This is a genomic window from Collinsella sp. LCP19S3_B11, assembly GCF_052121915.1.
In the GTDB taxonomy this organism is placed as follows: domain Bacteria; phylum Actinomycetota; class Coriobacteriia; order Coriobacteriales; family Coriobacteriaceae; genus Collinsella.
The window spans coordinates 110,452-122,003 of sequence record NZ_JBQKDI010000006.1; the positions used below are offsets into that span (position 1 = coordinate 110,452).

General features: G+C 58.7%; 8 protein-coding genes and 1 tRNA gene. All 9 read left to right on the top strand.

The features are described 5' to 3' along the window. The first annotated feature begins 247 nt into the window (after window positions 1-247). Window positions 248-3,535: a single-stranded-DNA-specific exonuclease RecJ gene (gene recJ / locus ACTQV4_RS05125; RefSeq protein WP_441569423.1), complete on the top strand. Its 3,288-nt coding sequence runs from the start codon at window positions 248-250 to the stop codon at window positions 3,533-3,535. Window positions 3,536-3,549: 14 nt separating this feature from the next. Then, window positions 3,550-5,910: a RelA/SpoT family protein gene (locus ACTQV4_RS05130; RefSeq protein ID WP_441069299.1), complete on the top strand. Its 2,361-nt coding sequence runs from the start codon at window positions 3,550-3,552 to the stop codon at window positions 5,908-5,910. Window positions 5,911-5,996: 86 nt separating this feature from the next. Then, a complete protein-coding gene (locus ACTQV4_RS05135) occupies window positions 5,997-6,680 on the top strand; it encodes an MBL fold metallo-hydrolase (protein WP_441042496.1) in 684 nt (227 codons plus the stop codon). Window positions 6,681-6,874: 194 nt separating this feature from the next. Continuing rightward, entirely contained in the window at window positions 6,875-7,741 is an 867-nt protein-coding gene (fba, locus tag ACTQV4_RS05140) for a class II fructose-1,6-bisphosphate aldolase (protein WP_006234429.1), read from the top strand. 253 nt (window positions 7,742-7,994) lie between these two features. Continuing rightward, a complete protein-coding gene (locus ACTQV4_RS05145) occupies window positions 7,995-9,428 on the top strand; it encodes a transglutaminase-like domain-containing protein (protein WP_154517214.1) in 1,434 nt (477 codons plus the stop codon). Between the two features lie 39 nt (window positions 9,429-9,467). Further along, a tRNA-Leu gene (locus tag ACTQV4_RS05150) sits at window positions 9,468-9,554 on the top strand. Between the two features lie 432 nt (window positions 9,555-9,986). Continuing rightward, window positions 9,987-10,556: a translation initiation factor IF-3 gene (gene infC / locus ACTQV4_RS05155; RefSeq protein ID WP_006234423.1), complete on the top strand. Its 570-nt coding sequence runs from the start codon at window positions 9,987-9,989 to the stop codon at window positions 10,554-10,556. Between the two features lie 32 nt (window positions 10,557-10,588). Further along, the gene (gene rpmI, locus ACTQV4_RS05160; RefSeq protein ID WP_006234422.1) at window positions 10,589-10,780 is read left to right on the top strand and encodes a 50S ribosomal protein L35; all 192 of its coding nucleotides are present in this window, start codon (window positions 10,589-10,591) and stop codon (window positions 10,778-10,780) included. Between the two features lie 46 nt (window positions 10,781-10,826). Next, entirely contained in the window at window positions 10,827-11,186 is a 360-nt protein-coding gene (gene rplT, locus ACTQV4_RS05165) for a 50S ribosomal protein L20 (RefSeq protein WP_006234421.1), read from the top strand. The last annotated feature ends 366 nt before the right edge of the window (window positions 11,187-11,552 follow it).

The window sequence follows — 11,552 nt, forward strand, 5'->3', positions numbered from 1 at the left end:
ATCCGTTTTGAATGGATATGCTAGACGCTCGCATGCGTCCGTGCGGCTGAAACGCTCGATTATTTCGAGGGTATTACCGCCCTCGTTTATCGAAACCACGGCGTGCTGGACGTTGTGCGTCCGCGCCGCACGGTATAATAAATCCGTTCAACAGATCTGCCTGCCGAAGCGGGCATACACAGAGGACTCATCGCTATGAACCGTGAGAGGTATCGCGGCGACCTGCCCCTATCGGGGGTGGGCGCCTATGTCATCGCTTAAGACAACGCATCGCTGGGCGGTCGCTCAGCAAAACCCCGAGCTCGAAAAGGAGCTTTCGGCTGGCCTGGGCATACCCGGGCTGGTGGCGCGCATTATGGTTGCGCACGGCATTACATCCATCGAGGAAGGCCAGCTTTTTCTGACGCCTTCGCTCGATCGCGACTGGGCGGACCCGCTCGTTATTCCGGGCATGGCGGTCGTCGTCGACCGCGTTGAGCGTGCTATTCGCAGCCGCGAGCGCATCGCCGTCTTTGGCGATTTTGACGTCGACGGCATTACGTCGACTTGTCTGTTGACCGAGGCGCTGCGTTCGTTTGGCGCCAACGTCACGCCGTTTATTCCGCATCGTTTTGACGAGGGCTACGGCCTGTCGCGTGCGGCGCTCGACCGCGTTAACGAGCTCGCTCGACCCCAGCTGATCGTGACCGTCGATAACGGCATTGCCGCCAAGGAAGAGGCCTCCTATCTGGAGAGCCTGGGGATCGATTTGGTGGTCACGGACCATCACGAGCCGTCCGACCAGGTGCCGCAGGGCGTGCCCCTGACCGACCCCAAGCTCGAGGACAAGGGTCCCTCGCGCGAGCTTGCCGGTGCCGGCGTGGCACTCAAGCTGGTGCAGGTCCTGGGCGAGCGTTTGGGCAAGCCGTCGTATTGGCGTTCGCTGATAGAGGTCGCGGCGCTGGGCACCGTGTCCGACATGATGCCGCTTACGCCCGAGAATCGCGCACTGGTCGCCGAGGGCATCCAGCAGATGCGCGTGACGGCCCGTCCCGGCTATATCGCGCTTGCCGCACTTGCCAAGGCCGACCTTTCTACCATTACGGCCGACGGCCTGTCGTTTTCGCTCATCCCCCGTCTGAATGCTGCCGGCCGCATGGCCGATCCCAAGCTGGCGCTCGACCTGCTGCTTGCCCGCGACCCCATCGAAGCGAGCGCGCTTGCCGCCGAGCTCGAGGAAATCAATCGCCAACGCCGCGAGATCGAGGCCGAGCTTACGCGCGATGCCATGGCGAAGGTCGAGGAGACTTATGACGGCGGGCGCGCAATCGTCGTGGGCGGCGAGGGCTGGCACGAGGGCGTCAAGGGCATCGTGGCGAGCCGCTTGACCAATCGCTATCACGTGCCGGCGCTGCTCTTCTCGATCGAGGATGGCGTTGCGCGCGGATCGGGCCGCTCGGTGGGCAAGATCAACCTGTTCGACGCCGTCGAGCGTTGCTCCGACCTGCTGATTCGTCGCGGCGGGCATGCCGGTGCGGTGGGTGTGACCATCGAGGCATCCAAGCTCGATGAGTTCCGCCGTCGCCTTTCGGCCGTGCTATCGGAGCTTCCCGCCGAGGACTTTGAGGACACTGACGAGGTTGCCGCCACCGTTGATCTCTCCGAGCTAAATATCGAGACCATCGAGCAAATTTCCCGTCTTGAGCCGTTTGGCCAGGGCAATAAGGTGCCGCTTCTGGCCGCCGAGGGCGTGACGATGTGCGATCGCGCCGTGGTGGGCAAAACCGGCGAGCACATGCGCTTTGTGGCAACCGATGGCGCCGCGAGTGTGCCGGCCATCATGTTCCGCGTGCCGCAGATCGATAGGCTCATCAATTGCGACAGCGCCGTCGACTTGGTGTTCGAGGCCGTGGCCGAGCATTGGCAGGGACGTGTGAAGCCCAAGCTCATGATCAAAGATGTCTTGGTGCGCGATACCGCGGCGCCCAATATCGACGATCCGGCATGTGAGCTTCGCCGCGGCGTGCAACCGGCGGATTCTGGCCTGCGCCTGGAGTCGCGTAAACGCGAGACGCTCGCCCAGCTTTCTTATACCGAGCTCACGCGCTCGCTTATCCATAGCTTTATCGGCTCGAACCAGCCGCATCGCGCGCAGGTCGAGGCGCTCGACGCGCTTGCCGACCATCAGAGCGTTTTGGCCGTTATGGGGACGGGGCGTGGCAAGTCTCTGATTTTCCATGTGCATGCCGCGCGCGAGGCGGTTCTTCGCGGGCGTGCGAGCATTTTTGTCTATCCTCTGCGTTCGCTCGTTGCCGATCAGGCCTATCACCTTTCCTCGACGATGGCCGCGCTCGGCATTGGCGTCGGCGTGCTGACTGGCGAGACCGTGGAGGCCGTACGCGATGACGTGTTCGCCGGCCTTGCTTCGGGTCGCACCGGTATCGTTCTCACGACGCCCGAGTTCTTGTCTATCCACCGCGATCGATTTGCGCGTTCTGGACGTATTGGCTTCGTTGTTATCGATGAGGCGCACCATGCCGGTCTTGCTAAGGGTGGTGACCGGAGTGCATACCTCGATATGCCCGATATTCTTAAAGCCCTGGGCGACCCCGTTGTCATGGCGGCAACGGCTACCGCGACGGCTCCAGTTGTGGCAGAGCTTGCTCGCGTATTGCCGATTACCAGCACGGTGGTCGACGAGACCGTTCGCGAGAACTTACAACTCGAGGACGATCGTGACCTTGCGAGCCGTGAAAATCGCCTGGTTTCGATCGTTGCGACGGGGGAGAAGACCGTCATCTACGTGAACTCGCGCGACCAGTCCGTGGCGCTTGCCAAGACGTTGCGCAAACGTGTGCCCGACTGCGCGACCCATATCGCGTTCTATAACGCCGGGCTTGCGCGTTCCGATCGCCGACGCGTCGAGGAGGCGTTTCGAGATGGCAGCCTGAGCTGCATCGTTTCAACCTCGGCCTTCGGTGAGGGCGTCAACCTGCCCGATATCCGCCATGTCGTGCTCTACCACATGCCGTTTGGCGCGATTGAGTTTAACCAGATGAGTGGCCGTGCCGGCCGCGATGGGCAGCCTGCCGTGATTCACCTGCTCTATTCGTCTCGTGACGCTCGTATTAATGAGCGCCTGCTCGATTGTTACGCGCCCGAGCGCGATGAGCTTGTCACGCTCTATCGGGCGCTGCAGACCATGTGGCGCTCCAATCGTGGCAAGACGGGGGACGATTCATTCTGCGCAAGCGATATCGACATTGCGCAGATGTGCCTTGCAATCGACGCGCGCACGCCGGTCGATGAGCGTTCGGTGGCAAGCGGCTTGGGAATCTTCGAAGAGCTCGGTTTCTGTCACGTTTCGGGGTTTGACGATACCCGTCGCATCGCGATGACCGAAAACCCCGGGCGCGTGCAGTTGAGCAGGTCGATCCGCTATTTGGAGGGCTTGCGCTCGCGCATGGAGTTCTCGGCTTTCCGGAGTTGGGCGCTCGATTCGTGCGCTTCTGATATGCTTACCAAAATTAACCGCCCGATCGTACCGCGGGCCTAGGGAAGGGGACCTCGATGGATGCCGCAGCCCGTACCGCCCATGATTCCGCCCTCCAGCCCTTTTCGGAGATGGAGCACTATACGCATGCCGATGATCTGCCGCCCGAGATTATGGCGGACAGCTACGACAAGCTGGAGCGCCTGTGCCTTAAATATATGAGTGAGGATGACTTCTCCAAGGTGGAGCAGGCCTACTGCTTTGCTGCCGAGAAGCACTGCAACCAAAAGCGGCGCTCGGGTGAGATGTACATTAACCATCCCGTCGAGGTGGCTATCATTTTGGCCGACCTTAAGATGGACTGCGATGTGGTGTGCGCTGCATTGCTGCACGATACCGTCGAGGATACCGATACCTCGCTTGCCGATGTTTCGGGTCTGTTTGGCGAAACCGTGGCAGAGCTCGTCGACGGCGTGACCAAGCTCACCAACATTGAAGTCGACAACATGGACGAAAAGCAGGCGCTTACGCTGCGCAAGATGTTCCTCGCCATGTCCAAGGACATTCGCGTCATCATCGTCAAACTCGCCGACCGCCTGCATAATATGCGCACGCTTGCCGCCCTGCGCGAGGACCGCCGCCTGTTTAAGGCGCGCGAGACCATGGATGTGTATGCGCCCCTGGCCGACCGCCTGGGCATGAGCTCTATCAAGTGGGAACTCGAGGATCTGTCCTTCTTCTACCTTGAACCCGACGCTTACCAGCGCATCGCCCGCATGGTGGCAGAGTCACGCGAGGTTCGCGAACGCTTTCTGGCCGAGACTATCAAGACGCTTACCGATGAGCTCGACCGCATTGGCCTTGAGGATTTTCAGATCAACGGTCGTTCCAAGCACTATTGGTCCATCTATCAAAAGATGAAGCGCAAGGGCAAGGAGTTCTCCGAGATTTATGATCTGGTGGCGCTGCGCGTCATCACCCATTCGGTGCGCGATTGCTATTCCACGCTTGGTGCCGTGCATACTTTATGGCATCCCATGCCCGGTCGTTTTAAAGACTATATCGCCATGCCCAAGGTCAATAACTACCAATCGCTCCACACGACGGTTATCGGCCCCACGGCCCGTCCGCTCGAGATTCAGATTCGAACCTACGAGATGCACGAGCAGGCCGAGTACGGCATCGCCGCCCACTGGCTATATAAGAAATCGGGCGGATCGTCTGCCTCCAAGACCAACGACGCACAGCGTCTGGACGATCAGATTAACTGGCTCAAGCACTCGCTCGATTGGGCAGCCTCTGACGAGATCACCGATGCCAAAGAATATCTGCACTCACTGAAGGTCGACCTGTTTGACCAGGAGATTTTTGTCTTTACGCCCAAGGGTGAGGTCATGGCGCTTCGTGCGGGCTCTACACCGCTCGACTTTGCCTACGCTGTTCATACCGAGGTCGGCAACCACTGCGTCGGCGCCAAAATCAACGGTGCGGTGGCCCCGCTCACGCACGAAATCAAGACGGGTGACCGTGTCGAGATCCTGACTAACAAGAGCTCCAAGCCGTCGCGCGATTGGCTCAAGATCGTCAAGACGCCTTCGGCCAAGTCAAAGATTCGCCGTTACTTCGCCGCTGCGACCAAAGACGATGACGCTGCTGCCGGTCGCGATATGCTGGCCAAGGACCTGCGCAAGCGCGGGTACGGCATCTCTACGCCGCGATCCACGCGTGCGCTCAATGCCGTGGCGGAACAGTTTAACTTCAAGCAACTCGAGGACCTGTTCGCAGCCGTTGGCGCGGGCAAGGTCGCCCCGCGCGCTGTGGGCAATAAGGTCGAGCAAATCTTGGATCCCAAGCCCGAGGAGCAGCTCACCAAGGCCGAAGCCATCGCTGAGGTCGTCAAGCAGCCTGCCCGCGGTTCCAACCGCAAACCGCAAAAGCGTGGCAAGAGCGCAAGTAACGGCATTATCGTCAAGGGCGAGAGCAACAGCGGCCTGCTGGTTCGTCTGGCGCATTGCTGCAATCCGGTGACGGGCGACGACATCGTGGGCTTTATCACGCGCGGTCGAGGCGTCTCGGTGCATCGTGCCAACTGCCCCAACGTCAAGGGTCTCATGGAACACCCCGAGCGCATGATTGACGTGGAGTGGGATGGTGCTGCCGATACGCTTTTCCAGGTCGAGATCGTGGTCGAGTGCTTGGATCGTATGGGCTTGCTCAAGGATGTCACCATCGCCATTGGCGATGCAGGCGGAAATATCCTTTCCGCCGCTACCTCGACCAACCGCGAGGGCATTGCGACCCTGCGCTTTATGGTCGAGATTTCGGACGCGAGCGGTCTGGATCCGCTGCTGGCATCCATCAGCAGTGTCGACTCGGTCTATGACGCACGACGTCTGATGCCTGGCGAGGGTGGGGCTCAGCTTAAGCGTCGCGTATAGGCGTGACGAACGCACAGCGGTAATGATATTGGCTACGTTCGAGGCACCGTTTGATGCCTCGACGCTTGTAGAAGGAGGACGTGCTCATGGTCGCTGCAGCTTTGGACTTAACCCCTCGGGGTACGGCTTCGATTGAGGCGCTTGTAAACGGCCCCATTCAGACCAACAGTTACGCCGTAATCTCGAGCGGCGAATGCCTGATTATCGATCCGGCCTGGGAAGGTGAGCGTCTTGTGGAACATATCTATGCCACGCATCCTGACGCGCACGTGCTAGGCGCTGTCTGCACCCATGGCCATGCCGATCACGTAGGTGGCGTTGCCGGAGCGCGAGCCGCCGTCGGTAAGGGTTTCCTATATGAGTTAGGTGCGAAGGACGTGTTGGTATCTCGTGAGAATATCGAGGAGCAGCGAGCGATGTGGGGCATCGATACGCCCGATCCGGGCGAGCCGACGCGATTGCTTGCTGAGGGCGATACGATTGAATTGGGTGATATCTGCCTGCAGGTGATCGAGACGCCCGGTCACACACCGGGTGGCATTGTCTTGTTCGCCGCCACCGAGCAGGGAAGCATCGCCTTTGTTGGCGACACCCTGTTCCCGGGCAGCCACGGCCGCACCGATCTTGCCGGTGGAGACGAGGCGGCGATTCTGCGTTCGCTCTCCAAGCTCGCCCAGCTGCTTCCAGCCGATACCGTTTGTTTAACGGGGCATGGTGATTCGACCACTATGGCGCGCGAGCTCATGCAGAACCCTTTCATGCAGATGTAGCTTTGTAGTCAGCTGCTTAAGCACGAGAAGTGTCCAAACGTCAAGATATTTTCCCCAACGGGCCGATTCCGTAGGGCAAACGGTCAAAAAAAGTCTGTTTGGACGATATTCGTGAACAAACGAACGTTTATGCTCGGGTACGCCGTGGTAAAATCTCATGCGTTATCGGAGCAACCTTACAGGAGGTTTCTTTTATGCTCGTCAACGCAGCAGACATGCTCAAGAAGGCCGAGGCCGGCAAGTATGCTCTCGGTGCCTTCAACACCAACAACCTCGAGTGGACTCTGGCTATTCTCCAGGCCGCCGAGGAGGCCAAGTCTCCGCTGATCCTTCAGTGCACCGCTGGTGCCGCTAAGTGGATGGGCGGTTTCAAGGTCTGCGCCGACATGGTCAAGGCTGCCGTCGAGGCCACGGGTGTTACCGTTCCCGTCGCCCTTCACCTCGATCACGGTTCTTACGAGGACTGCTTCAAGTGCATCGAGGCCGGCTTCACGTCCATCATGTATGACGGCTCTCACGAGGAAACCTTCCAGCTTAACCTCGATCGCACCAAGGAGCTCGTTGAGCTTGCCCATTCCAAGGGCATGTCCATCGAGGCCGAGGTCGGCGGCATCGGCGGCACCGAGGACGGCGTGACTTCCAACGGCGAGCTCGCTGACCCCGCTGAGTGCAAGCAGATTGCTGACCTGGGCGTCGACTTCCTCGCCTGCGGCATCGGCAACATCCACGGCGTGTATCCCGCCGACTGGGCTGGCCTTTCCTTCGAGCGTCTGGGCGAGATCAAGGCTCAGACCGGCGACCTGCCCCTCGTCCTGCACGGTGGTACCGGCATCCCCGAGGATCAGATCAAGAAGGCCATCTCCCTGGGCATCTCCAAGATCAACGTCAACACCGACCTGCAGCTCGTCTTCGCCAAGGGCGTCCGCGAGTACATCGAGGCTGGCAAGGATCAGCAGGGCAAGGGCTTTGACCCCCGCAAGCTCCTCAAGCCTGGTCGCGACAACATCGTTGCTCGCACCAAGGAGCTCATGGAGGAGTTTGGCTCCGTCAACAAGGCGTAAGTAGCGGTTTAACTTCCCGCCGGAGGCCCCGTTTCCCCTACGCTGTTTCCCTCGCGCTCACCTGGCTTCGCCAGAAGTCGCGCGATGGAATCAGCTCCGGGGAAACGGGGCCTCCTTCGTTAACTCGCTACGGGGTTACTGGGCTGAATTATTTATTTGACTACCGTTCAGCGGTGTTGATGGCTCCCTTGTTGGGGCTTTCTTTTTATGTCGGTACAATGGTCTCGGGTTGTCGTTCTGCGTGGGAGTGGTTATGGCTGTCGTTAATGTTTTGCCTGCCGATGGAAAGGTTGTTGCCGAGGGCCCCGTTGGTTGCTCTGTTGATGTTTGTTGCGATGATTTTCGTCATCTCGACATTGGATTGCCACCTGAGATCCTTCGTCTCAAGGACGCCGGGTACCTGGCGCAGGCTGTTGCGGCTTGCGACCGTCTTTTGGAGCAGAGCCCTGATCCCTCGTTGGCCGCTTGCGTTCGTGCCGAGCGGTATCGCATGATCGAGACGTCGTTTCATTTTTCGGTGTCGCGCGATCAGGCTATTGCGATGATCCGCGAGGAGTGGCCGGAGTTTACCGAGGATCAGTTTGACGACCTGATCGATCGCAAGCGCATCGACTGGCGCTTTATCGATGGTGAACTGTTCGTTCTCGACAACTTCCTTGATTCTTTGCGTGTGTATCCCAAGGAGGTTCCGGGCCTGCGTCCCGATTCTACGGATGGAACTGCGCTGCGCAACCAGATGCTTAAGAAGATGGAATCACAGGGCGGGCTGTCTCGTGCCATTACGCTTAAAGCATCCGTGTCTGTTCCCGGTGCTCTGGAGGGGGAGGCCGTTCGCGCGTGGCTTCCCGTTGCCGCAGCCTGCCGCCAGCAGTCTCATATCGAGATTCTCGATATGACGCCGGAGGGGGTCCTTGCTCCCGCGAACGCTTTGGCGCGTACCGCCTCGTGGGTTTCCTCGGCTGATCGATCGTTCTCAGTGACCTATCGTTATCTGATTGATGCCGCTTATTGCGATATCTACGGGGGAGCGCTTCCGGCGCATCCGTGTATGGACGCGCCGCTGCCCAAGGATATTTCCGAGGACCGACCGCATATTGCATTCACGCCGTATCTGCAGCAGCTGACCGAACATGTTATCGATGGTCTCGAGGATCAGCTCGACCGCGCTCGGGCTATCTATGATTATTTGACGCATCATATCGACTATCGATACCAGCCACCGTATCTGCTTCTGGGCTCTATCGCCGATGACTGCGCGCATTCGCTTCGCGGTGATTGCGGTGTTATGGCACTCACGTTTATCACCATGTGCCGCATCGCCGGCGTGCCCGCACGTTGGCAGAGCGGCCTATACGTTGCGCCCGACTCGGTGGGCTCGCATGACTGGGCGGAGTTCTATACACCGCAGACGGGTTGGCTTAACGCCGATGTCTCGTTTGGATCCTCGGCACGCAGGATGGGGGAGGAATGGCGCCGCCGCCACTACTTTGGCAACCTCGATCCATGGCGCATGGTGGCAAACTGTCGGTTCCAGGCAGAGTTTGAACCCGTCTTTGACGGTATGCGTGAGGACCCCTACGATAACCAGATGGGCGAGGCCTCGGTCGACGGTCGCGGATGCCGCCAGCGCGAGATGCTCCGCACGGTCGAACTCATCGAAATGCTCGAAGTTCCATTTTCGGACTAATCTACGGAAAGCTGTGATAAACTAACTCACGCAATACGTGCCCGAGTGGCGGAATTGGCAGACGCAGTGGACTCAAAATCCACCGTTGGCAACAACGTGCGAGTTCGAGTCTCGCCTCGGGCACCATACATGCAAAAGAGCGTTCAAGGGGGTCGAGGCCCCCTTTTTCGTGCCGAACTCGCGTGAGCGCGCGGAGCGTTAAGCAAACAGGCCTGTGGCCTGTTTGTAGCGGAGCGTGGCGAGGGCGCCATGCGCCCGAAGCCCGGGGCTTCGCGAAGCGAAGGCCCTTCGAGTCTCGCCTCGGGCACCATACATGCAAAAGAGCGTTCAAGGGGGTTAAGGCCCCCTTTTTCGTGTACGTAATGTGATAACGAGCGGTACGTGTTATTATCGCCAAGGCGTTGTTTCCGCAATGCCCTAAAGAGGAACCCGAGGGTTCCCACCTTTTGGCGCCAATGAGCAGCTGACTGGTCATACAACTTAGATTCTCTTCCTCAGATCGAGGATGTCTATGTGTACGACCTGGTTGCAAAGAAGCGCCGGGTTATTTTTTTATGAATGGAGGTAGGGAAAATAGCTAAGTCTGATGACACCCGCATCAACGACGAGATCACTGCATCTTCGTGCCGTTTGATTGGCGTCGATGGCTCTCAGCTCGGCCTGTTCGCCATCCGCGATGCCCAGCGCGTCGCCGACGATCAGGGTCTCGACCTTGTCGAGATCGCTCCCAACGCGGAGCCGCCGGTCTGCAAGGTCATGGACTACGGTAAGTTCAAGTACCAGCAGGCCATGAAGGCCAAGGCTGCTCGTAAGAACCAGTCCAAGGTCGAGGTTAAGGAAATGAAGTTCCGACCCAAGATCGACGTTGGCGACTACGAGACCAAGAAGGGCCACGTTCTGCGTTTCCTCAAGAAGGGCGCACGCGTTAAGATCACCATCATGTTCCGCGGCCGTGAGATGGCTCACCCGGAGCAGGGTCTTAACGTTCTCGAGCGTCTCGCCGAGGATCTTAAGCCTTACGCTACGGTCGAGTCCAAGCCTAAGATGGAAGGCCGTAACATGCTTATGCTGCTCGCCCCAATTAAGGGCGCCTTTGATGAGGATAAAGCGGCAAGTGATACTAAGTAACTAGTGTTCTGTAACCGATTAAGGAGTATTTCATGCCTAAGATGAAGTCCCACAGCGGCACCAAGAAGCGTTTCCGCAAGACTGGTACCGGCAAGCTTATGCGCGCCAAGGCTTTCAAGAGCCACATCCTGAGCAAGAAGTCCACCAAGCGTAAGCGTGGCTTCCGTCAGGAGACCGAGATCGCCGCTGCCGACCGCAAGGTCATCAAGTCGCGTCTCGCCTAAGTTAGCGTTCCCGTTTTTCGTTTAACCGTCTAGGAGTTGATAGAACATGGCACGTATTAAGCGCGCTGTTGCCGCCAAGAAGAAGCGCCGTACCGTTATGCACCGTGCGAAGGGTTACTACGGTGCCGCTTCGCGTACTTACAAGCATGCTAAAGAGCAGGTCCAGCACTCTCTGCAGTATCAGTACCGTGACCGCCGCAATAAGAAGCGCGAGATTCGCTCTCTCTGGATCACCCGTATCAACGCTGCTGCTCGCCTGAACGACATCTCTTACTCTCAGTTCATGCACGGCCTGAAGGTCGCCGGTATCGAGCTCGACCGCAAGGTCCTGGCTCAGATGGCTTACGAGGACATCGAGTCTTTCAACGAGCTGGCTACCATCGCCAAGAAGGCTCTCGAGGCCTAATTGATTCTCTTGAATCGCTAGGGGAGTGTCGCGCTGTGCGCGGCGCTCCCTCTTTTTATCTAAGGCGCTGGTTTATATAGCAAAAGCGCGGGTAGATAGACACTTACAGGTGACCGATCTTTATATATCTCTTAACCGAAGGGTCATCATCTGATACGTGCAGTATTTCTGCACCAGCCTTTCTATTACTTATATAGAAAGCGATATATTGTGTAGGACTTATGAAGAGTGGAATTGACGTCCCACATCGCTTCGCGGTCTGGCAATATATCTCCTTGCCGCGCGGCCCGGTCGGACCGGGAACCGGCGCAGGCGTGCACCTTGAGAACCGGATACTGCGAGGATGGACACACCAGATGTGTCGCA